Source organism: Neorhizobium sp. 05N33, from assembly GCF_056397445.1.
This window is the reverse complement of record NZ_JBFTNK010000016.1, coordinates 75021-97015: the sequence shown is the minus strand read 5'-3', so window position 1 is coordinate 97015 and position 21995 is coordinate 75021. Positions and strand designations below refer to the sequence as shown.

The window sequence follows — 21995 nt, the reverse complement described above, 5'->3', positions numbered from 1 at the left end:
ACCTATACCCATGACTGAATTCACCACACGGCCGGAAATCCTCGGCACGTTCGGGGTGGTCACCTCGACCCACTGGATCGCCTCGGCCGTCGGCATGGCGATCCTCGAGAAGGGCGGCAATGCCTTCGATGCAGCCGTTGCAACCGGCTTCGTGCTGCAGATCGTCGAGCCGCATCTCTGCGGCCCGGGCGGCGACATGCCGGCCGTCTTCTATTCGAAGAAAAAGGACAAGGTCGAAGTCATCTGCGCCCAGGGGCCGGCGCCGGCTGGCGCCACCATCGAGCATTACACGTCGGAAGGCCTGAAGCTGATCCCCGGCGACGGCCTGCTCGCGACCGTCATCCCCGGCGCCTTCGACGGCTGGATGCTGATGCTGCGCGACTACGGCACGATGAGCGTGCGCGACGTGCTCGAGCCGGCGATCTATTACGCCGAGCACGGCCACCCGATGCTTGCCCGCGTTTCCGCCACCATCAAGGGGCTGGCGAACTTCTTCGAGACCGAGTGGCCGACATCCTACGCTACCTGGCTTCCGGGCGGCGTGGCTCCCGAAGCGCAGAGCAACTTCAAAAACCCGGTGCTTGCCGAGACCTGGAAGCGCCTCATTGCCGAGGCCGAAGCCAAGACCGGCCGCGAAAACCAGATCGAGGCCGCTCGGGACGCCTTCTATCGCGGCTTCGTGGCCGAGGCGATCGATCGTTATGTCTCGACGGCGGAAGTCATGGATGCAAGCGGCGCCCGCCACAAGGGCGTGCTGACTGCCGATGACATGGCCAACTGGCAGGCGACCGTCGAGGCGCCGCAGACCTACGATTATCACGACTGGACCGTCGCCAAGACGCCGGCCTGGGGGCAGGGGCCGGTGCTTCTGCAGTCGCTGGCGCTGCTGAAGGGCTTTGACCTCTCGGCGATGGATCCGGCCGGACCGGATTTCGTGCACGTGGTCGTCGAGGCCATGAAGCTCGCCTTCGCCGACCGCGAAGTCTATTACGGCGACCCGGATTTCGCGCAGATCCCGACCGAATATCTGCTGTCGGAAGGCTACAATGCCGAGCGCCGCAAGCTGATCGGCAGCCAAGCCTCGCTCGAATTGCGGCCAGGCCTCGTGCCGGGTTACGACCATCAGTTCGACCTCACCATGGGCATGCTGGCGGAAGTGAGCGGCAAGGGCGCGGTCTACGAGCCGACCATGTCGCACCTTACCGAAAAGCGCGGCGACACGGTGCATATCGACGTCATCGACCGCTGGGGCAACATGGTCTCGACCACGCCTTCCGGCGGCTGGCTGCAATCCTCGCCGATCGTGCCCGGCCTCGGTTTCGCGCTGAACTCCCGCGCCCAGATGTTCTGGCTGAAGCCCGGCCTGCCGACCTCGCTCGAACCGGGAAAACGCCCGCGCACGACGCTCACCCCATCGCTGGCGCTGCATCAGGGCCGCCCGACGCTGGTGTTCGGCACGCCCGGCGGCGACCAGCAGGATCAGTGGCAACTGCCTTTCTTCCTGCGTTACGTCCACCACAAGCCGAACCTGCAGGCGGCGATCGATATGCCGCTCTTCCACACCACCCATTTCCCCGGCTCCTTCTATCCGCGCACCAGCCAGCCGGGAAACATCATGGTCGAAAGCAATATCGGCGCCGACGTGCTCGCGGAGCTGCGCCGCCGCGGCCACCAGATCACCGTTGCTGATCCCTGGAGCGTCGGCCGGCTGACCGCGGCGCGCCGCGATGCGGATGGATTGCTGCGGGCCGCGGCGACGCCGCGCCTGATGCAGGCCTATGCGGTCGGGAGATAAGCCATGACATGGTCGATCGTCGCACGCGATCCGCAAACGGGTCATTTCGGGATTTCCGTCGCCAGCCGCTTCTTCGCGGTCGGCGCCGCTGTGCCGCATATCAAGGGCAGGGTGGGGGCCGTCGCCACCCAGGCCTTCGTCAGCCCGCTCTACGGCACCGACGGACTGAAACTGCTGGAAGAGGGCAGGAGCCCGCAGGAGATCATCGAGGTGCTGACTGCGCGCGATGACGGCCGGCGTCAGCGCCAATTCCATCTGATCGACGCCAACGGCCGCAATGCCGCCTATACCGGCGAGATCTGCATCGACTGGGCCGGCCATCTGGTCGACGACAACGTCTCTGTCGCGGGCAACATGCTGGCCGGACCGCAGGTGATCGCCGAGACGCTGCGGGTCTACAAGGAAAAAGCGGCCGAAGGCGCGCCGCTTGCCGAGCGCCTGCTCGCTGCCATGGATGCCGGCGAGGCAGCCGGCGGCGACAAGCGCGGCAGGCAGTCCGCCGCGATGGTCCTCTATCGCGACCAGGATTACCCCTGGCTGCGCATCAATGCCGACGATCACACCGATCCGCTCGGCGAACTGCGGCGGCTCTATGCGGTGGCCCAGGAACGGTTCCTGCACGTCGCCGAAACCATGCCGACCCGCGAGAACCCGCATGGCATGATCGACCGACGGGTCATCGACCAGAAGATCGCCGAACTGGAAGCCGCCCGCGAGGCGGAAGGCCGCGCCTCGGCCTCCTTTGCCACCCCCTGGAAGCCCCAATGACGGAAGCCCCCAAGACGGAAGTCCCAATGACCGAGACACCTGTTCTTTCCGTCAGGAACCTGACGACATCCTTCCTGGTCGACGGCGAATGGAAAAGCGTCGTCCGCGACGTCTCCTTCGACGTGCACCCGGGAGAGACGGTTGCGATCGTTGGCGAGAGCGGCTCCGGCAAGAGCGTTACCTCGCTGTCGATCATGCGGCTGCTTGCGGCCAACACGAGCAAGATCGAGGGCAGCATCCTGCTCTCCGGGCGGGATCTCCTGTCGATCTCCGAAAAGGAGATGCGGGGCGTGCGCGGCAACGACGCCTCGATGATCTTCCAGGAGCCGATGACTTCGCTCAATCCGATCTTCACGATCGGGCGGCAGATCTCGGAAGTGCTGACGCGCCACAAGGGACTGTCGAAATCGCAGGCGCGCGCCGAAACCGTGCGGCTGCTCGAAAAGGTCCGCATTCCGAACGCCGGCGCCCGGTTCGACGATTATCCCCACCAGTTCTCCGGCGGCATGCGCCAGCGCGTGATGATCGCGATGGCACTGGCGTCGAAGCCGAGGCTGCTGATCGCCGACGAGCCGACGACCGCGCTCGATGTCACCATCCAGGGACAGATCCTCGATCTCATCAAGGTGCTGCAGGAGGAGGAGGGCATGTCGGTGCTCTTCATCACCCATGACATGGGCGTCGTTGCCGAGATCGCCGACCGCACCATCGTCATGTATCGCGGGGAGGCGGTCGAAAGCGGCCCGACCGAAGAAATCTTCCATTACGGCAAACATCCGTACACGCGCGCGCTTCTATCCGCCGTGCCGCGGCTCGGCTCGATGCAGAACCGCAAATGGCCGACCCGTTTCCCGGTCGTCGACATCGCGACCGGCGAGACCGCCGAGCCCAAGGAAGTCGCCGGCACCGTCGATACCCGCAAGACCCCTGTGCTGGCGGTCAAGAACCTCGTCACCCGCTTCGCCGTCCGCTCCGGCCTCTTTGCGACGCAGACGGGTTCCGTCCACGCGGTCGAGAACATTTCCTTCGATCTCTTCCAGGGCGAGACCTTGTCGCTGGTCGGTGAATCGGGCTGCGGCAAGTCGACGACCGGCCGCTCGATCATGCGGCTGATCGAGCCCACCAGCGGCGACGTGGCGCTCGACGGCTACGATGTCCTGCGCCTCGATCAGACGGGGCTGCGCGACATGCGCAAGACCATCCAGATGATCTTCCAGGATCCGTTCTCGTCGCTCAACCCGCGCATGACGGTCGGCGCTGCGATTTCCGAACCCTTCGTCAAGCATAAGCTCGGCAATACGAAGGACGCCAAGGAAAAGACCGCTGACCTGCTCCGCAAAGTGGGCCTTTCGCCGGACATGGCGGGGCGCTATCCGCACGAGTTTTCAGGTGGCCAGCGCCAGCGCATCGCCATTGCCCGTGCCCTGTCGCTCGATCCGAAGGTGATCGTCGCCGACGAAAGCGTCTCGGCGCTCGACGTCTCGATCAAGGCACAGGTCTGCAACCTGCTCCTCGACCTGCAGCAGAGCCTCAACCTCGCATTCCTGTTCATCAGCCATGACATGGCGGTCGTCGAACGGGTCAGCCATAGGGTAGCGGTCATGTATCTCGGCGAGATCGTCGAGATCGGCCCGCGCGCGGCGGTGTTCGACAATCCTCAGCATCCCTATACGAAAAAGCTGATGGCCGCCGTTCCGGTGCCGGACCCGGCCCGCCGCGGCATCCGTCGTGGCATCTCCAATGACGAATTGAAGAGCCCGGTCCGTCCGGTGGGTTTCCAGCCGCCGGCGCGCCAGTATCGCGAGGTTTCCGAAGGCCACATGGTGCAGGTGGCGTGACGTAACGATCTGCAACGAAAGATGCTTTTTCGGTAAACTGCCAGCGCTCGATCCCTAGGGCGCCGAGATCGGAAAAGGCATGCGGGTCCTCTTCACCCCCACGCCAAAACTCAGATCAGCCTCAGCCCCTTCAGGCTGACATGGCCGTCCTTGCCGATGATGATGTGGTCGTGCACCGTGATACCGAGAGGTTTCGCGGTGTCGACGATCGTCTTCGTCATGTCGATATCGGCACGGGAAGGAGTGGGGTCGCCACTCGGGTGGTTGTGGACGAGGATGATCGCAGTCGCTGACAGTTCAAGCGCCCGGCGCACGACTTCGCGTGGATAGACTGGCGTGTGATCAACGGTACCGTGGCCCTGCACCTCGTCGGCGATCAGCGCGTTGCGCTTGTCGAGAAAAAGGATGCGGAACTGTTCGCGGGGCTCGTAGGCCATGACCGCGTGGCAATAGTCGATCACGGAAGACCAGGACGACAGGACCTGCTTGCCGCGCAGTTCGCTTTTCAGCATCCGCTGCCCGACGGTCGCAACGAGCTTCAGGTCGAGCGCCACCGCCTCGCCGACGCCCTTAATCTCCTGCAGCAATCCGAGCGGCGCGCCGAGAACTCCGGCAAGCGTTCCAAAGCGGGCGATCAGCGCCTTGGCAAGCGGTTTGGTATCCCGGCGGGGGATCGATCGGAACAGCAGGAGTTCGAGGATCTCGTAGTCCGCAAGCCCCGTATCGCCATGTTCGCGATATTTGGTTTTGAGGCGTTCGCGGTGGCCATGGTAATGCGCCGCCGGCTCGTCGTCATCCGTCGCTACAGGTTTCTTGATGGCTTTCGGCTTGGTTAGCTGTTCGGCGAAAAAGCCGCGCTCGTCCTCGACGAAGGACGCCTGTTCGTCCGGCGGAGGAGCGGAGCGGTTGGCCATCCGTTACCTCGAAAGCGGCGGCAGGCCGGGCCGGTCGAAGCCTCCCGGCGAGAGCGTGAAAATTTCGCAGCCGGTGGCGGTGACGCCGATTGCGTGTTCGTATTGCGCCGACAGCGATCGGTCGCGGGTGACCGCGGTCCAGCCGTCGGAAAGCACCTTCACGTGCGGCTTGCCGAGATTGATCATCGGCTCGATGGTGAAGATCATCCCTTCCTTCATTTCCGGACCTTCGTCGGCGCGGCCGTAATGGAGGATGTTCGGCGAGTCGTGGAAAAGCCGGCCGACACCATGGCCGCAGAAATCGCGCACCACCGAGCAGCGTTCCGCTTCCGCATAGGTCTGGATCGCCTCGCCGATCGCCCCGGTGCGGGCGCCGGGACGGACTGCCTCGATGCCGCGCATCAGGCATTCGTAGGTGACTTCGAGCAGGCGTTCCGAGGCGCGCTTGATTTGGCCGACCGGATACATGCGGCTCGAATCCCCGTGCCAGCCGTCGAGGATATAGGTGACGTCGATATTGACGATATCGCCTTCCCGCAAAGGCTTGTCATCCGGAATGCCGTGGCAGACGACGTGATTGATCGAGGTGCAGGAGGATTTCGTGTAACCGCGATAATTCAGCGTCGCCGGCAACGCACCATGGTCCATGCCGAATTCGAAAACGAAGCGATCGATGGCATTGGTGGTGACGCCGGGCTGCACGATCGCCGCCAGCTCGTCGAGGCAGCGCGCCGTCAGCAGGCCGGCCTTGCGCATGCCGGCAAAGTCGTCCGCAGTATAGAGCCGGATCGCGCCCGTGTTTTTGAGGGGGGCGGAAACCGCCTCGATATAGTTGACCATGGTTCTTCTCTCGCAATCTCTCCGTTCATAAAGCAGCCGGCCCCGGTTCGTCCATCACGATCGGTGATTTCAGCGCTTTTCTTCCCGACAATCCGAACGAGTAGATTTGAAACGAGCCTTTTAAAGTGCTTCTTATGGGTCTATACAAGGTGCGAATTGGAGCATTGGAGCCACCATGGTCAGCATCGTCCTCGCCGAAGTTACCGCCAGCGTTTCCGAGCTGAAGCGCAACCCCATGGGTACCGTCGCAGCAGGAGACGGAGCTCCTGTCGCCATCCTCAATCGCAATGAGCCCGCCTTCTACTGCGTGCCTGCAAAGGCTTACGAAGCGATGATGGACCGGTTGGAAGACCTTGAGCTCAATGCACTTGCCGACAGCCGGGCAGGCGAGACCGTCATCAAGGTAACGCTGGATGAGCTATGAGCTCGCGTTTCTGGATGTTGCGCTGAAGGAATGGCGCAAGCTCGACTCGAATATCCGTGAGCAGTTCAAGAAGAAATTGACCGAGCGCCTCGAAAATCCGGGCGTCGCTGCTGCCCAGCTTCATGGATCCAAAAACCGTTACAAGATTAAGCTGCGCGCCATCGGTTATCGCCTCGTTTATGAGGTTCGAGATACCCAACTGGTCGTACTGGTGATCGCCGTCGGCCGGCGAGATCGAGACGCGGTCTACAAGGCGGCCGAAAAGCGATAGCCGAGATCTTCGACCGGGATCAGCCCCGCAGGCGTTATTTCCTCCGGTGAAACGCGGCAATGCACTGCATAGGCCTCGACGCCGCGGGACTTGGCGCGCTCGAAGGCGAGCGCATAGAACGGGTCGAGATCTCCGCAGATGCGGAAACGCGAGCAGTCGTGCCGCTGGATGAGGTAGATCATCACCGCCCGGTGACCAGCCTCCGCCATGTCGCCCAGCTCTTCCAGGTGTTTGGCGCCGCGTTTGGTGACGGTATCGGGAAATTCCGCCAGTCCTGGTTCGCGGCAGAAATGGACGTTCTTGACCTCCACGTAAGCATTCGGCAGATCGCCATCCAGAAGCAGGAAGTCGATGCGCGAGTTGCGGCCGTAGCGCTGTTCGCGCAGGATCGTCTGGTAGCCGGCAAGGCTCGGGATCAGCCCGGCGCGGATCGCCTCTTCCGTCAGCCGGTTCGGCAGGCCGGTATTGATGCCGACGCGCTCGCCGTCCACCTCGACCATCTCGAACATGTGCCGGTATTTGCGGGTGGGGCTGTCATGCAGCGACACCCAGATCTTTGATCCCGGCGTCGTCAGCCCTCGCATCGAACCGGTATTCGGGCAGGAGCCGGTAAACGGCGTGCCATCCTCCAGCACGGCGTCGAACAGGAAACGTTTGTAGCGTTGCAGGAGGGTCGCAGGCACCAGTGGGGGATCGAAGCGCATCTGCGAAAATGATCAGATGCGTTCCAGCACGTAGGTGCCGGGCGCATCGGCAATCGCATTGAGCGCCTTGCCGCCGGGCTTGCGGGCCGGCACGCGCTCGTCGTCCTTTGCCTCGGCCCAGGCATGCCAGTGCGGCCACCAGGATCCCTTGTTTTCCTCGGCGCCCGTCAGCCAGTCTTCGTATTGGCCCTCGGCCTTGCCGCCGGTCCAGTACTGGTATTTCTGCTTGTCGGGCGGGTTGACGACGCCGGCGATATGGCCCGAGCCGGTCAGCACGAAATCCACCGGCCCGCCGAACAGCGAGGAGCCGAGGAAGACCGATTTCGGCGGCGCGATATGGTCTTCCCGGGTGGCGAGATTGTAGACCGGGATCTTGATGTCCTTGAGCGAGATCGTCTTGCCGGCGAGCTTCATCTCGCCCTTGCTGAGCGTGTTGTCGAGATAGCAGTTGCGCAGGTAATAGGCGTGGTTGGCAGCCGCCATCCGTGTGCTGTCGGAATTCCAGTAGAGCAGGTCGAAGGGCATCGGTTCCTTGCCCTTGAGGTAGTTGCTGACCACGTAGGGCCAGATCAGTTCAGAGGCGCGCAGCATGTTGAAGGCGGTGGCCATCTTCGAACCGTCGAGATAGCCGACGGCATTCATCTGCTTTTCCATCGCCGCGATCTGTTCCTCGTCGACGAACACCTTGAGATCGCCCGCATGGGTGAAATCCACCTGGGTGGTGAGGAAGGTCGCCGATGCGATGCGGCTGTTCTTCTTCTGTGCGTGATAAGCAAGCGTTGCGGCAAGCAGCGTTCCGCCGACGCAATAACCGATCGCATTGACCTGGCGTTCGCCGGTAGCCTTCTCGACCGTGGTCAGCGCGAAGTCGATCCCTTCGCGCATGTAGGATTCCCAGTCCTTCTTCGCATGGCGTTCATCCGGATTGACCCAGGAGATCACGAAGACCGTATGGCCCTGGTCGACGCACCACTTGATGAAGCTCTTCTGAGGGTTGAGGTCGAGAATGTAGAACTTGTTGATCCACGGCGGGCAGATGAGGAGAGGGCGCTTCAGCACCGTTTCCGTCGAGGGTTCGTACTGGATGACCTCGCAGACCTCGCTCTGGGCGATCACCTTGCCCGGCGTCAGCGCCATGTTGCGGCCGATCGCGAATTTCGTCGCGTCGGTATGGCGCAGCCTGAGGTCCCCGCCGCCGGCCGCGATGTCCTCGGCGAACATCTTCATGCCCGCCACTAGGTTGGCGCCATTGCTGGCGACGGTCTCGCGATACACTTCCGGATTGGTGAGAGCGAAATTGGCCGGCGAAAGGGCGGCCGTCACCTGCTTCACATAGAAGGCGGCCTTGTGCCGGGTGTGCTCGTCAAGCCCTTCGGCTTCGTTGACCAGCTTGTCGGCCCAGGAAGCGGTGACGAGGTAAAGCTGCCGGAGGAGGGCGAAGAAAGGGTTCTTCATCCAGTCATCGTCGGCGAAACGTTTGTCTTTCGGCAGGGTGTCGGCTTCGGGGGCGACTGGCTGGCCGGAGAATTGGCCCGAAAACTGATTGAGAGTGCGTGTCCAGATGCCGATATAGCTGGAGAACAGCAGGGTCTGCGCCTCGAGCGTCCGCTTCGGATCCGAAATCCAGTATTCCGTGACCTTGGAAAGGGTCTTCACGAGGTCTGTCACCGGGTCCGCGACCGAATCGCCGACCTCGCCGCGTTCGCGGGGGCCGAGCCATTCCGATGCCGCCTTGCCCAGGTTTTCGAGCGCCCTGGCGAAGTTCATGGCGAGCGCCTGCGGGTCCTTGACCACATAGGCCTCGACCGATTTGGGGTCGAATCCCGGAAATTCCTGTCCGGCCCGCCCGTTATCCTCGGTCTTTTCCGCCACGCACGGCCTCCCCACAGTTTGTTAGTTGTTTTCGTTTGTACATTGTGCCTGAAAGCGAATACAAGTGCCAGCGATCGGCGCCTTCAGGTGCATTTGGCCGATGACGGAAACTGGGTTACGGAAATGGAAAAACTGAGGCATCGGGTCGGCAGCTTACCGCTTTTCATCGGTCTTGGCGCGCTCTCTCTGCTGGCCGGCTGCAACAGCAGCACTTTTGCTCTGGATGACGGTATTCCGAACACCGCACCGCCGGCCGTCGTCGTCCAAAGCAAGAACGCGCCGCCACCCGGTCCGGTCACCAAGCAGAACACCGGCGTCTATCCGAGCTTCGATCCGACGCTGCGCGCTGCGGCCGAGCAGATCGAGGACGAGGATTACAACAAGAGCGAGCCGCGCCTTGCATCGCTCGCCCGCCTGCGCAGATCCGGTTCGATCTCCGAAGCCGAATATCAGCGCCGGGTCGCCGAATACCGCAAGCTTGCCGCTGAGCACGGCAAGGACGCATTGGCGCATATCGCCAAGTAGCCCATATCGCCAAGTCGTCCGGGCAAACCAAGTCATCCGGGCCAGCCGATATCGGCAATTAGCACTTGCGTTTCGGCGCTTTTGGTCGCAAAGCAAAAAATCGCCAATCATGCGACACCGGCGCGTCGCGTCTGACGCTGCGCGCCTTCCACGGGGAGAAAGATGGAAGAGTTTCATAAAGTCCGACGCCTGCCGCCATACGTCTTCGAACAGGTTAACCGTTTGAAGGCCAGCGCGCGAGCGGGTGGCGCGGACATTATCGATCTCGGCATGGGCAATCCCGACCTTCCGACCCCGAAGGCGATCGTCGACAAGCTGTGCGAAGTGGTCCAGGACCCGCGCACCCACCGTTATTCGTCGTCGAAGGGCATTCCCGGCCTTCGCCGTGCCCAGGCTGCCTATTATGCCCGCCGTTTCGGCGTGAAGCTCAACCCGGATACCCAGGTCGTTGCGACGCTTGGCTCCAAGGAAGGCTTCGCCAATATGGCGCAGGCGATCACCGCGCCGGGCGACGTCATCCTCTGCCCCAACCCGACCTATCCGATCCACGCCTTCGGCTTCCTGATGGCCGGCGGCGTGATCCGCTCGATGTCGGTCGAGCCGGATGACAGCTTCTTTCCGCCGCTCGAACGCGCGGTAAAACATTCGATCCCGAAGCCGCTGGCGCTGATCCTCAACTATCCGTCTAACCCGACGGCGCATGTCGCTTCGCTGGACTTCTATAAGGAAGTGGTGAGCTTTGCGAAGAAGCACGACATCATCGTGCTGTCGGACCTTGCCTATTCGGAGATCTATTTCGACGGCGAGCCGCCACCGTCCGTGCTGCAGGTGCCCGGCGCGATGGATATCGCCGTCGAGTTCACCTCGATGTCGAAGACCTTCTCCATGCCCGGCTGGCGCATCGGCTTTGCGGTCGGCAATGAGCGTCTGATCTCGGCGCTGACGCGCGTCAAATCGTATCTCGACTACGGCGCCTTCACGCCCATCCAGGTCGCGGCGACCCATGCCCTCAACGGCGACGGTTCCGACATCGCCGAAGTCCGCAACGTCTACAAGCGCCGCCGCGATGTAATGGTCGACTCCTTCGGCAAGGCCGGTTTCGAAGTGCCGCCGCCGGCCGCCACCATGTTCGCCTGGGCGAAGATCCCGGAAAAGTTCCGCCACCTCGGCAGCCTCGAATTCTCGAAGCTGCTGGTCGAGAAGGCGGACGTTGCGGTCGCGCCGGGCATCGGCTTCGGCGAGATGGGCGACGACTATGTTCGTCTGGCGCTGGTCGAGAACGAACACCGCATCCGCCAGGCGGCCCGTAACATCAAGAAGTTCCTGTCGACGGCCGACGAGACGATGCACAACGTCATCTCGCTCAACACGCGCCGCTGATCGGACCAGCATTTCCGGCGGCCCGCGTGGGCCGCCACCTCCCAGGCAATCAGGAAGAATAGCATGGCAGACGCCCTCAAAGTCGGCATTGCGGGTCTCGGCACTGTGGGTGCCTCGCTCGTCCGGATCATCCAGACCCGCGCGAATGAATTGGCAACGACGTGCGGCCGTGCGATCGAGATCACCGCAGTCACGGCACGCGACAGGTCGCGCGACCGCGGCATCGATATTTCCGGCATCACCTGGTTCGACACGCCGGAAAAAATGGCCAACGAGGCCGATATCGACGTCTTTGTGGAACTGATAGGCGGCGCCTCGGGTGCCGCCGCCGATTCCGTAAAGGCAGCGCTGACCCGTGGTCTCCATGTGGTGACGGCCAACAAGGCGTTGCTTGCAGCCTCCGGTGTCGAGCTTGCCAAGATCGCCGAAGAGAAAAGCGTCCTTCTCAATTTCGAAGCAGCCGTCGCCGGCGGCATTCCGGTCATCAAGGCGCTTCGCGAGTCCCTGACCGGCAATACCGTGTCGCGCGTCTACGGCATCATGAACGGCACCTGCAACTACATCCTGACGCGGATGGAGAAGGAAGGCCTGTCGTTTGCCGATTGCCTCAAGGAAGCCCAGCGGCTTGGTTACGCAGAGGCTGATCCGGCCTTCGACATCGAGGGCAACGACACGGCCCACAAGCTTGCAATCCTGACGACGCTCGCCTTCGGCACCCAGATCGCCGCCGACGAGATCTATCTCGAGGGCATCAGCAATATCTCGATCGAGGACATTCATGCGGCAGCCGATCTCGGCTACCGCATCAAGCTTCTGGGCGTCGCCCAGTTGACCGACAGCGGTATCGAGCAGCGCGTCCACCCGACCATGGTGCCGCATGACTCGGTCATCGCCCAGGTCGACGGCGTGACGAATGCGGTGGCGATCGAATCCGATATCCTCGGCGAACTGCTGATGGTTGGCCCCGGCGCCGGTGGCAACGCGACCGCGTCCGCTGTCCTCGGCGATATAGCCGACATCGCCAAGAGCAGCCCCGGCGCCCAGCGCGTTCCGGTGCTCGGCACTCCGGCCGCCTCGCTTGCGCCCTACAAGCGCGCCCGCATGCAGAGCCATGAGGGCGGCTATTTCATCCGCCTGACGGTCGCCGACCGCACCGGCGTCTTTGCCAGCATCGCCGCCCGCATGGCTGAAAACGGCATCTCGCTGGAATCGATCATGCAGCGATCCAAGCCGGATGCGGCGGCTGACACGCCGAAGACGATCATCCTCGTCACCCACGCGACCACCGAGGATTCGGTCCGCAAGGCGGTCGATGCCATCAAGGCCGAGAGCTACCTCGTCGGAGAGCCCCAGGTGATTCGCATCGAGCGGCCCAAGGCTTTTTAAGAAAGCGGGCCGCTTCGAAAAGCGGATGCGGCTGTTTCCTGTGGGTAACCCCGGAACCTTTCGGGAACATCGTCGAAAACAAAGGCCGCAAAGGCTCTCGGACTGGCCGCTCGGAGGCCTCTGGACGTAAATTGCCAATGGCAATCACCGTCGAGGAGGCACTTGCGCGATCGCCATGAATACGCGGGCCGTGAAGACGCGAAACTTGAACACGCGGAACAAGGGATACCGGCTGCGGCTCGGTGGAGCCTGCCCCAAGCCACATGGCTCGCCGCCCACCCATCGCATCCACGCCAACGATCAGCCGGGCGGAGACGAGTTTGCAGGGCGGCGCAGTTTCGCTTTCCTGCTGGTATTCTTCGCGATGGCTGCAGGTATCAGCGGCTCCGCATTCGTCTGGTCGATGCTGTGATCGGCCGGTTACCGAAAGATAGCCCGATCCGCCCGGTGATCCCGTCAAATCGATTCCTCTTGCTCTCGCGATACGCTAGAAGCGCTCCATGACCAGAATTTTCTCCGCGCTTTCGTCCACGGCGGAAACGGTTGATCCCGTCCCGCGCGCATTCCTCGGCGTCGAACGCTCCGCGGGCGACCAGCGCTGGGTGTCGCGCCTCGATCAGGCGGCCCAGAACCGGGCGCTGGCGATTGCCCAGATCCACGGCATACCCGATCTCGTCGCCCGGGTGCTCGCCGGCCGCGGCGTTACGCTCGACGATGCTCCCGCCTTCCTCGACCCGACCATCCGCTCGCTGATGCCGGATCCTTATACGCTCACCGATTGCGAAAAGGCGGTGCTGAGGCTCGCCGCCGCGATCGCCCGGCAGGAGAAGGTGGCGATCTTCGGCGATTACGACGTCGACGGCGCATCCTCTTCGGCCTTGCTTTATCGGTTCCTCCGCCATTTCGGCGTCGAGGCGGAAATCTATATTCCTGACCGCATCTTCGAAGGCTACGGCCCCAACCCGACGGCGATCCGCCAGTTGATCGCCAACGGCGCCAGCCTCATCGTTACCGTCGATTGCGGCTCCACCAGCCATGACGCGCTTGCCGCGGCGCGTGACGAGGGCTGCGACGTCGTGGTCATCGACCACCACCAACTCGGCCACGAGCTGCCGCCATGCCTGGCGCTCGTCAACCCGAACCGCGAGGACGACCTCTCCGGCCAGGGCCATCTCTGCGCCGCCGGCGTTGTCTTCCTGGTACTGGTCGCCGCTGCGCGCCACATGCGGCAGATCGGCGATCCGCGCGCCGGATCGCTCGACCTGCTCGCCTGGCTCGACATCGTCGCGCTGGCGACCGTCTGCGACGTGGTGCCGCTGAAGGGTCTCAATCGCGCCTACGTGGTCAAGGGCCTGCTTGCCGCCCGCCATATGGGCAATGCCGGGCTTTCGGCGCTGTTCCGCAAGGCGGGGCTTGGCGGCCCGGTGACGCCCTATCATTTCGGCTTCCTGATCGGCCCGCGCATCAATGCTGGCGGACGCATCGGCGATGCGGCACTCGGCAGCCGACTGCTGACGCTGGAAGACCCGATCGAAGCCGAGGTGATCGCCGCTCGGCTGGACGAACTCAACCGCGAGCGCCAAGCCATGGAAGCCGCCATGCTTGCCGAGGCGGAAGCCGAAGTGCTGGCCGAATACGGCAACGGCGAGGGAGCAAACGTCATCGTCACGGCGCGTGACAAATGGCATCCCGGCATCGTCGGGCTGATCGCGGCGCGGCTGAAGGAAAAATTCAAGCGGCCAGCCTTCGCGATCGCTTTCGATCCATCTGGCAGGGGCACCGGGTCCGGCCGCTCGATCAACGGCTTCGACATGGGCCGCATGGTCCGCGCTGCGGTGGACTCAGGTTTGCTCGTCAAGGGTGGCGGCCATGCCATGGCGGCGGGGCTGACGGTCGAGCGCAACAATCTCGGCCGCCTGCGCGCCTTCTTCGAGGAAATGGCGGGCGAGGGCGTGCCGGCGTTGGTCGCCAATCACGTGCTGAAGATCGACGGCGCGCTTTCCGCCTCCGGCGCGACGCTCGAACTTTTCGACCAGCTCGAACAGGCCGGGCCCTATGGTTCCGGTCATTCGCAGCCCGTTTTCGCGATCCCTGCCCACCGGCTGAAGGATGCCCGCCTCGTCGGCACCGCGCATATCAAGGTGACGCTGGAGGCGGCCGACGGTTCGCGCCTCGAAGGCATCGCCTTCCGGGCCGCCGAAACGCCGCTTGGCAATATGCTACTGAATTCCCGGGGCGCGCAGATCCATGCCGCCGGCTGCCTTAGCGCCGACCAATGGCAGGGCACGCGCCGCATGCAGCTCCGCTTGCTCGACGCGGTGAAGGCGCCGTAAGGAGGCGCGTCAATTTTTTTGGGATGAGGATCCGCTTTTGCGCAGAGAGGAAGTGGCACGCCCTAGGGGAGTCGAACCCCTCTTCCCAGAATGAAAATCTGGTGTCCTAACCGATAGACGAAGGGCGCGTGCGCTTCGTGGTGGCGCCCTTATAGTCAGGGCGTTTCTATCCCGCAAGCGCAAAATTGCATTTTCAAGCGCTTGCGAACGCAAAAAATCGCGCGGTAGCAAAACGACGTGCGAAAGCCGGATATGGGAATGAAAACAAAAACTTGGGGAGGAGAAAGAAGTGGCACGCCCTAGGGGAGTCGAACCCCTCTTCCCAGAATGAAAATCTGGTGTCCTAACCGATAGACGAAGGGCGCCTGCGCTTCGTGGCGCTCTTATAGAGAGGGGATTTCTTTCCCGCAAGCGTCAAAGCCATCTTTTTTACAAAAAAATGACGGCCTTTTTGCCGCGGCCTACTCACGCGAAAAAGGCGCTGAATCAGCAGCTTAAAGGAGTGCCCTGGGCGTCGGCCCCGCAGGCTGCAGCGTGCGTGGCCTGCGGCGTGCTGTAGACACTGGCGGTGGTGGCGTTGAAATTCCGCCTCGGCAGGTTGGCCGGAACCGGACCATCGCCGGATGGTCCGGCAGCGGCCATCGGCGGGTTTGATGAAAAGATCGTGCCGCTATCGGCGCGCACGCCGGTCGGCTGTGTCGCAAGACCGGCGATCGAGGCTTGCTGAGGCTGTGCAGGCGCCGGCGGGAACGTATTTTCCGCAGTGGGCACGGCAGACGCCGCCGCCGATGTCTGGGCCTGCTGCGCCGAGCCCTTGGCAATCGCCGGATCGACATAACGGCTAGCGGCGGTGGTGCCGCCCTTGGCAAGGATGCCCTTGGCGCTCGCCGGTACCGTGGTGCGCGGCGCGGGCGTCGTGGCGTCAGCCGTCTTTTTCGTGGTGGTGCAGCCGCCAAGCATCAACGCAGAAAGGCAGGCGATCGCCAGCGTCATGCGGACATTCGAACAAAGGAAAGGCGTTTTCGGCAAGATGTGCCCCGTCAGCTCGTCTCGCGCACGTCATGTCGCGAATCATCATCTTGAGAACATCTCGCGGAAGCGCGGCATGGGCAAGCCGGCCGGGGCAGGCGGGTCGTGACGAGGTTAGCCTGGGGCAAGGTTGGGGGAAGGAACGCGGCGGTTGCATAAAAAGAAGCCGCCGCGTTGAAAAATCCTACCAGCTGCCGATATTCGGTGCAGAAGCCCAGGGTTCGGCGACGGGCAGGTTGTCGCCCTTCTGGAGGAGTTCGATCGAAATGCCGTCCGGCGAGCGGACAAAAGCCATCCGGCCTTCGCGCGGCGGACGATTGATGACGATGCCGTTGTCCGAAAGATGCTGGCAGAAATCGTAGATGTTATCGACCTCATAGGCGAGGTGACCGAAGTTGCGACCGCCGGTATAATCTTCGGTGTCCCAATTGTAGGTCAGCTCGACGCAGGGAGCGAGAACCTCCTTGGCGTCGGTGAGATCGTCGGGGGCCGCGAGAAAGACCAGCGTGAAGCGGCCCTTCTCGTTGTCGCTGCGACGGACTTCCTTGAGGCCGAAAACGGTCGTGTAGAAATGAAGCGAGGCGTCCAGGTCTTTCACCCGGACCATGGTATGAAGATAACGCATTATGGTGTCTCCCTCCGACAAGGCCAATCGCCGATGAACCTCTATGCGGGTCCGCACTGGATATGGCGCAGACGCCAGCCTGGAGCAAGCCACTCTAGATAGAGATGAAGGTGGATAAAGCCAAGGCAGGGACTTGCGCTAAATGGTTAGCAAGATGTTAATCTATCCTCTGAGAATCAGTTGATCGTCACGTCGTAACGCGTAATCGAGGGGCCGACAGGATATGGCAGACAGAATGTCATCGAAAGACGTTGGCAGTTTCGAAGAGCTTCCGGGCGAGCCGGTCGAGCTGATCGAAATCACCGGCGTCGTCAAATGGTTCGATGTGGCGAAGGGGTTCGGCTTCATCGTTCCCGACAATGGCATGCAGGATGTGCTTCTGCACGTCACCTGCCTTCGCCGAGACGGATACCAGACCATTCTGGAAGGCACGCGCATCGTCGCGATGATCCAGAAGCGGGATCGTGGCTATCAGGCCTTCCGCATACTCTCGATGGATCAGTCCACCGCGGTCCACCCCTCGGATCTTCCACCGGTGCGCACCCACGTGCAGGTGACGGCGACCAGCGGTCTGGAACGGGCTCTGGTGAAGTGGTTCAACCGCACCAAGGGTTTCGGCTTCCTGACGCGCGGCGAGGGGACGGAAGACATCTTCGTGCATATGGAAACGCTGCGCCGCTTCGGCCTCACCGAGCTGCGCCCCGGCCAGGTCGTGCTGGTCCGTTTCGGGCCGGGTGACAAGGGCCTGATGGCGGCGGAAATCCATCCCGACAATCCAAATCCCGTGAGCCGGTCGCACTGATGCGTATCTCGTTTCCAGCATTCAAAAGCGCCCTTGCGGCGCTTTTTCTTATCTTGGCAGGCGGTGCGGTTGCGCAGGACGTGACCTTCCCGCGCGACGAGCTGTCGATCAAGACCGCCGCCGGCCAGACCTACAAGTTCACGATCGAACTCGCTTTCACCGATGCGCAGCGCGAGCGCGGACTGATGTACCGCAAGGTGATGGCGCCGGATGCCGGAATGCTGTTCGATTTCGGCACGCCGCGGCCGGTCTCCATGTGGATGGAGAACACCATCCTTCCCCTCGACATGCTGTTCATCCAGGGCGACGGCACGATCTCGCATATCCGCGAGAACGCCGTGCCCTATGCGCGCGACATCATCGATTCGCACGGTCCGGTGAAATTCGTGCTGGAGCTCAATGCCGGCCGTTCGAAGGTGCTCGGGATCAAGGTGGGTGACAAGGTGATCAGCAAACGCATCGGCAATCAGTGGTAATTTTCAAACTCTTGGCTTCAGAATGGCCAAGGGTCCATTTTGCAGTTGCGGCACAAGGGGGAACCGTGTATCTCGCAACCACCGTAGGAACGGAGTGTAGCGCAGCCTGGTAGCGCATCTGGTTTGGGACCAGAGGGTCGGGAGTTCGAATCTCTCCACTCCGACCATGCTTTTGGGTGAGGCTCCTTATCCGTTCCATTCCATGGAGCGTTACAGGAATGGCCGCCAAGATCTATCGTCCCGCAAAGACCGCCATGCAGTCCGGCAAGGCCAAGACCCATCTCTGGGTGCTGGAATTCGACCAGGAGCAGCCGCGCCGCATCGATCCGATCCTTGGCTACACCTCTTCGGGCGACATGAAGCAGCAGCTTCGCCTGACCTTCGAAAGCCAGGAACAGGCCGAAGCCTATGCCAAGCGCGAAGGCATCGAATACCGCGTCATCCAGCCGAAGGATCCGAATCGCCAGATCGTTTCCTACACCGACAATTTCCGCTTCAGCCGCACCCAGCCCTGGACGCATTGATTTTTTAGCCGCTCGGGCCTTCCCGAGCGCTGCTGCCGAGATCGGCCCCTTAGCTCAACTGGATAGAGCAGCTGCCTTCTAAGCAGCAGGTCGCAGGTTCGAGTCCTGCAGGGGTCGCCATCGCTTTATTGCTGAAATCGTTGGATTTTCTGTCATGTTTCGCAGCCGGAGACTGATCCGCGCGACTACCTGACATAATAAACAGACACACCCACCGGGTAGGCATAGACGCCTCGGTAAAAGAACCCCTTGCGATACAGACAACCCCGCAACCGCACCGCGGGCAGACTGACCTCGGCTATTGCTCCTGCCTCTGCCAGACCGGCTTCTGGAAGGCATCGCGCCAGCGCCCTGTTGTACGCCTGCATAAGTTGAGGGCTGCTTTCCACGGGCACTGTTCCGTAGAGCTGCAAATTCGACCGGGCTTCTGCCACCATCGGCATGCACATCAGGCTAAGCGCCACGCCCATTGCGAGCTTGAGGTTCATCTGTTCGCTCTCCGCTTGATACGATGCCGCGTGGAACGCGATGTCGGGCGATTTGTTCCCAAGCTCCTTGAAAGGCAGTCCGCAGCTGCCGCCAAAATGGCCGGGCTCACGAAATCCTATTCTTGCCGCATTGCGGATTCGGAATGGCCGCATTGTTTCGTATTATGGGTGATGTCAGTTCCGTAGCGTCAGCGCGCGGAAGGCAGACCGGCGATCTTGCGGCCACAGGCCTCGGCAAACGCCTTCAACACATTGAAATGGTTTTCATTCGGGCAGTTCCGACTGCCCGGACCCCTTGCATTGTTTTTGAGCTTTCGAGCGGGGATTTGATATGAACAGGATATTGTCTGCCGGCGCAGTTCTTGCGCTTGCGTCTTTTTTGACGGCCGGTCCGGGGTTTGCTGAGGACAAGCCGCTGATCTGGAAGCCGATCCGCAACTCCGACACCAGCTATTCCGTCAAGCTCGGCCTGAAGCTGCCGACCCGGCTCGAAACCGAGGCCGGCATCTCGATGGGTGTCGATACGACGACGAGTGGCACGCCGGTCGACACGCCGATCAAGTTCTGGAGCAATTTCACAGCGCAAAAGATCCAGACGCCCGCCTATCAATTGAACCGCGGCATCGGCGTCGATCTCGACGGCAATACCGGCAGCGCCGGGATCACCATGAATTATTACGAAAAGGAGATCGCGACCCCGACGATCGATATCGAAAGGCGCAGCAGCTACGGCATGCGTTATGACGGGGCGTCGGGAGAATGGCGTGGCGTCGATGCGAGCCAGTCGGTTAGCCTGTTGCACAGCCCAAGCCGCACGGCGCTGGTCGGACGGGCAAGCGGCAGTAACGGTTTTCGCACGGTCGGGGCAGGTGTCGCCGTCGAAAAGACACTCGGCCGGTACATGACCCTCAGCGGCGCGCTGGACCGGACGTCGGATGCGCCCGATCCCGTTGCAAGCGTCAACGCCCGTTATTCCTTCCGCTGGTGAAACGAAAATGGGGCGCCGAAGCGCCCCATGATTGCGTGCCCCTAAAGCGGTCAGTGCAGGATCTGGCTCAGGAAGAGTTTCGTGCGCTCGTGCTGCGGGTTGTCGAAGAATTCCGCCGGTGAGTTCTGTTCGACGATCTGGCCCTGGTCCATAAAAATCACCCGGTGGGCGACCTGACGGGCAAAGCCCATTTCGTGGGTGACGCACAGCATGGTCATGCCCTCTTCGGCAAGGCTCACCATCGTATCCAGCACTTCCTTGACCATTTCCGGATCGAGTGCCGAGGTCGGCTCGTCGAACAGCATGATCTTCGGTTTCATGCACAGCGAGCGGGCGATCGCCACGCGCTGCTGCTGGCCACCAGAGAGCTGGCCCGGATATTTGTTGGCCTGTTCCGGGATCTTGACGCGGGCGAGATAATGCATGGCGATCTCTTCCGCCTGCTTCTTCGGCATCTTGCGGACCCAGATCGGCGCCAGCGTGCAGTTTTCCAGGATCGTCAGGTGCGGGAAGAGGTTGAAGTGCTGGAACACCATGCCGACTTCGCGGCGCACTTCGTCGATCTTCTTCAGGTCGTTGGTGAGCTCGATGCCATCGACGATGATGTTGCCGGCCTGGTGTTCCTCAAGGCGATTGATGCAGCGGATCATCGTCGACTTGCCGGAGCCGGACGGGCCGGCAATGACGATGCGCTCGCCCTTCATCACCTTCAGGTTGATGTCGCGCAGCACGTGGAAATCGCCGTACCACTTGTTCATGCCGATGATTTCGACGGCAACGTCGGTAGCCGAGACGGTCATTTTTTTGGGTTGGGCGTCTGCCATTTATATCCCCTTAGTTATCGTTTGTGGCTAGGCACAGCTTCAGGCCAGCTATCGCTTCAGGTTGGTGTCGAGGTGCCGCTCCATGAAGGCGGAGTAGCGCGACATGCCGAAGCAGAACAGCCAGAAGATGAAGCCTGCGAAGATGAGGCCGGTGATCGGTGTGACCGGGCTGATCCAGGTCGTGTCGGTGAAGTTCAACTGCACGATCCCGAGAAGATCGAACATGCCGATGATCGATACCAGCGACGTATCCTTGAAGAGGCCGATGAAGGTGTTGACGATGCCCGGAATGACCAGTTTCAGCGCCTGCGGCATGATGATCAGCCGGATCTTCTGCCAGTAGCTGAGGCCGAGCGAATCGGCGCCTTCGAACTGTCCTTTCGGAATTGCCTGCAGGCCGCCGCGAACGACTTCGGCCATGTAGGCGGAGGCGAAGATCGCCACGCCCACCAGTGCGCGCAGGAAATTGTCGATCGTCCAGCCGGTCGGCAGGAAGAGCGGCAGCATCACGTTCGCCATGAACAGCACCGTGATCAGCGGCACGCCGCGGATGACCTCGATGAAGGTGACGCAGATGACCCGGATCACCGGCATCGTCGAGCGTCGTCCGAGCGCCAGCAGAATGCCGACGGGGAGGGAGACGGCAATGCCGACGAAGGACAGGATCAGCGTCACCATCAGGCCGCCCCACAGCGGGGTTTCGACCTTCTGGAGCCCGAACACGCCGCCATGCAGCAGGAAGAATGCGACGATCGGCAGGCCGACGAAGAGCAGCAGCGCGTTCAGGCCCTTGCGAGGCAGCTTCGGCATCAGGATCGGCACGAGAAGGGCGATGAACAGGATCGCCACCAGCATCGGCCGCCAGCGTTCGTCCAGCGGATAACGCCCGAACATGAATTGCTGGAAACGATCGCCGACGAACGCCCAGCAGGCGCCGCTCCAGCCGTTCGGCTTGATGCCGCCCTGCACGGCGGTCGTGCAGAACGAACGGTCCGTCCCGAACCAGGCCGCCTGGACGAACAGCCAGTTGATCATGCCCGGCAGGAGCCAGACCAGAAGCGCAACCGCAAGGATCGTCAGTGCGGCGTCTTTCGGCGTGGCCAGAAGGTTGATGCGGATCCAGCCAGAGGCACTCCTGGTGCTAAGCGGAGCGGGTGCGGGGGCGATCATTTCCGGGCGGACATAGGCA

Annotated in this window: 23 protein-coding genes and 4 tRNA genes; 16 read left to right on the top strand and 11 right to left on the bottom strand. The window is 62.2% G+C overall.

What is annotated here, in order from left to right; translation table 11 throughout:
- Positions 1 to 10: 10 nt before the first annotated feature.
- The 3 genes from AC1DLT_RS26790 to AC1DLT_RS26780 are packed head-to-tail and all read left to right on the top strand — an operon-like array spanning position 11 to position 4401.
- Complete coding sequence (locus tag AC1DLT_RS26790) at positions 11 to 1795, top strand: gamma-glutamyltransferase family protein (protein ID WP_477488761.1); 1785 nt, start codon at positions 11 to 13, stop codon at positions 1793 to 1795.
- 3 nt (positions 1796 to 1798) lie between these two features.
- Positions 1799 to 2563, top strand: a complete 765-nt coding sequence (locus AC1DLT_RS26785; RefSeq protein WP_477488760.1) for a DUF1028 domain-containing protein — start codon at positions 1799 to 1801, stop codon at positions 2561 to 2563.
- A 26-nt stretch (positions 2564 to 2589) separates the two neighbouring features.
- Positions 2590 to 4401 carry an ABC transporter ATP-binding protein gene (locus tag AC1DLT_RS26780; protein WP_477488759.1) on the top strand — a complete coding sequence of 604 codons (1812 nt, stop codon included), beginning with the start codon at positions 2590 to 2592 and terminating at the stop codon, positions 4399 to 4401.
- Positions 4402 to 4511: 110 nt separating this feature from the next.
- On the opposite strand, the gene radC is transcribed toward AC1DLT_RS26780, so the two are convergent.
- On the bottom strand, positions 4512 to 5315 hold the full coding sequence (radC, locus tag AC1DLT_RS26775; protein ID WP_477488758.1) for a RadC family protein: 804 nt from the start codon (positions 5313 to 5315) through the stop codon (positions 4512 to 4514).
- 3 nt (positions 5316 to 5318) lie between these two features.
- Positions 5319 to 6155 (bottom strand): type I methionyl aminopeptidase, encoded by an 837-nt coding sequence (gene map / locus AC1DLT_RS26770; protein WP_477488757.1) that lies wholly within the window; start codon positions 6153 to 6155, stop codon positions 5319 to 5321.
- 175 nt (positions 6156 to 6330) lie between these two features.
- On the opposite strand from map, the gene AC1DLT_RS26765 reads away from it, so the two are divergent.
- A complete protein-coding gene (locus AC1DLT_RS26765; protein ID WP_038542472.1) occupies positions 6331 to 6579 on the top strand; it encodes a type II toxin-antitoxin system Phd/YefM family antitoxin in 249 nt (82 codons plus the stop codon).
- Positions 6569 to 6850 carry a type II toxin-antitoxin system RelE family toxin gene (locus tag AC1DLT_RS26760; protein ID WP_477488756.1) on the top strand — a complete coding sequence of 94 codons (282 nt, stop codon included), beginning with the start codon at positions 6569 to 6571 and terminating at the stop codon, positions 6848 to 6850. Before AC1DLT_RS26765 ends, AC1DLT_RS26760 begins: the two co-directional genes overlap by 11 nt.
- On the opposite strand, the gene sfsA is transcribed toward AC1DLT_RS26760, so the two are convergent.
- Both sfsA and AC1DLT_RS26750 read right to left on the bottom strand, forming a co-directional pair.
- The gene (gene sfsA / locus AC1DLT_RS26755; protein WP_477488755.1) at positions 6826 to 7554 is read right to left on the bottom strand and encodes a DNA/RNA nuclease SfsA; all 729 of its coding nucleotides are present in this window, start codon (positions 7552 to 7554) and stop codon (positions 6826 to 6828) included. The genes AC1DLT_RS26760 and sfsA overlap by 25 nt on opposite strands.
- 12 nt (positions 7555 to 7566) lie before the next feature.
- Positions 7567 to 9426 (bottom strand): PHA/PHB synthase family protein, encoded by a 1860-nt coding sequence (locus AC1DLT_RS26750; RefSeq protein WP_477488754.1) that lies wholly within the window; start codon positions 9424 to 9426, stop codon positions 7567 to 7569.
- Positions 9427 to 9549: 123 nt separating this feature from the next.
- Here AC1DLT_RS26750 and AC1DLT_RS26745 point away from each other — a divergent pair, with 123 nt between their 5' ends.
- From AC1DLT_RS26745 to recJ, 5 genes are all read left to right on the top strand, one after another.
- Positions 9550 to 9951 (top strand): hypothetical protein, encoded by a 402-nt coding sequence (locus AC1DLT_RS26745; protein WP_038542480.1) that lies wholly within the window; start codon positions 9550 to 9552, stop codon positions 9949 to 9951.
- Positions 9952 to 10113: 162 nt separating this feature from the next.
- On the top strand, positions 10114 to 11331 hold the full coding sequence (locus AC1DLT_RS26740; RefSeq protein WP_038542482.1) for an LL-diaminopimelate aminotransferase: 1218 nt from the start codon (positions 10114 to 10116) through the stop codon (positions 11329 to 11331).
- Positions 11332 to 11394: 63 nt separating this feature from the next.
- The gene (locus tag AC1DLT_RS26735; RefSeq protein WP_477488753.1) at positions 11395 to 12717 is read left to right on the top strand and encodes a homoserine dehydrogenase; all 1323 of its coding nucleotides are present in this window, start codon (positions 11395 to 11397) and stop codon (positions 12715 to 12717) included.
- 205 nt (positions 12718 to 12922) lie between these two features.
- Positions 12923 to 13129: a hypothetical protein gene (locus AC1DLT_RS26730; protein WP_247136842.1), complete on the top strand. Its 207-nt coding sequence runs from the start codon at positions 12923 to 12925 to the stop codon at positions 13127 to 13129.
- Positions 13130 to 13217: 88 nt separating this feature from the next.
- Positions 13218 to 15050 carry a single-stranded-DNA-specific exonuclease RecJ gene (gene recJ / locus AC1DLT_RS26725; protein ID WP_477488752.1) on the top strand — a complete coding sequence of 611 codons (1833 nt, stop codon included), beginning with the start codon at positions 13218 to 13220 and terminating at the stop codon, positions 15048 to 15050.
- A gap of 53 nt (positions 15051 to 15103) precedes the next feature.
- Here recJ and AC1DLT_RS26720 read toward each other — a convergent pair.
- The 4 genes from AC1DLT_RS26720 to gloA form a co-directional block, all read right to left on the bottom strand.
- Positions 15104 to 15178 (bottom strand) — tRNA-Glu (locus AC1DLT_RS26720).
- A gap of 162 nt (positions 15179 to 15340) precedes the next feature.
- A tRNA-Glu gene (locus AC1DLT_RS26715) sits at positions 15341 to 15415 on the bottom strand.
- Between the two features lie 121 nt (positions 15416 to 15536).
- Entirely contained in the window at positions 15537 to 16043 is a 507-nt protein-coding gene (locus AC1DLT_RS26710) for a hypothetical protein (protein ID WP_477488751.1), read from the bottom strand.
- A 220-nt stretch (positions 16044 to 16263) separates the two neighbouring features.
- Positions 16264 to 16704, bottom strand: a complete 441-nt coding sequence (gloA, locus tag AC1DLT_RS26705; RefSeq protein ID WP_477488750.1) for a lactoylglutathione lyase — start codon at positions 16702 to 16704, stop codon at positions 16264 to 16266.
- Between the two features lie 223 nt (positions 16705 to 16927).
- Here gloA and AC1DLT_RS26700 point away from each other — a divergent pair, with 223 nt between their 5' ends.
- From AC1DLT_RS26700 to AC1DLT_RS26680, 5 genes are all read left to right on the top strand, one after another.
- A complete protein-coding gene (locus tag AC1DLT_RS26700; RefSeq protein ID WP_037084473.1) occupies positions 16928 to 17506 on the top strand; it encodes a cold-shock protein in 579 nt (192 codons plus the stop codon).
- Complete coding sequence (locus AC1DLT_RS26695; protein WP_477488749.1) at positions 17506 to 17982, top strand: DUF192 domain-containing protein; 477 nt, start codon at positions 17506 to 17508, stop codon at positions 17980 to 17982. Before AC1DLT_RS26700 ends, AC1DLT_RS26695 begins: the two co-directional genes overlap by 1 nt.
- Positions 17983 to 18072: 90 nt before the next feature.
- Positions 18073 to 18149: transfer RNA gene (locus AC1DLT_RS26690), tRNA-Pro, on the top strand.
- Between the two features lie 51 nt (positions 18150 to 18200).
- On the top strand, positions 18201 to 18506 hold the full coding sequence (locus AC1DLT_RS26685) for an ETC complex I subunit (protein WP_038542496.1): 306 nt from the start codon (positions 18201 to 18203) through the stop codon (positions 18504 to 18506).
- A gap of 43 nt (positions 18507 to 18549) precedes the next feature.
- Positions 18550 to 18626 (top strand) — tRNA-Arg (locus AC1DLT_RS26680).
- Positions 18627 to 18691: 65 nt separating this feature from the next.
- Here AC1DLT_RS26680 and AC1DLT_RS26675 read toward each other — a convergent pair.
- A complete protein-coding gene (locus AC1DLT_RS26675; protein WP_477488748.1) occupies positions 18692 to 18994 on the bottom strand; it encodes a hypothetical protein in 303 nt (100 codons plus the stop codon).
- A 331-nt stretch (positions 18995 to 19325) separates the two neighbouring features.
- Here AC1DLT_RS26675 and AC1DLT_RS26670 point away from each other — a divergent pair, with 331 nt between their 5' ends.
- The gene (locus tag AC1DLT_RS26670) at positions 19326 to 19982 is read left to right on the top strand and encodes a hypothetical protein (RefSeq protein ID WP_477482574.1); all 657 of its coding nucleotides are present in this window, start codon (positions 19326 to 19328) and stop codon (positions 19980 to 19982) included.
- A gap of 50 nt (positions 19983 to 20032) precedes the next feature.
- Here the strand turns inward: AC1DLT_RS26670 and AC1DLT_RS26665 are convergent, their stop codons facing one another.
- Both AC1DLT_RS26665 and AC1DLT_RS26660 read right to left on the bottom strand, forming a co-directional pair.
- The gene (locus tag AC1DLT_RS26665; RefSeq protein ID WP_038542553.1) at positions 20033 to 20806 is read right to left on the bottom strand and encodes an amino acid ABC transporter ATP-binding protein; all 774 of its coding nucleotides are present in this window, start codon (positions 20804 to 20806) and stop codon (positions 20033 to 20035) included.
- A gap of 48 nt (positions 20807 to 20854) precedes the next feature.
- Positions 20855 to 21976 (bottom strand): amino acid ABC transporter permease, encoded by a 1122-nt coding sequence (locus tag AC1DLT_RS26660; protein ID WP_405029310.1) that lies wholly within the window; start codon positions 21974 to 21976, stop codon positions 20855 to 20857.
- Positions 21977 to 21995 lie beyond the last annotated feature (19 nt).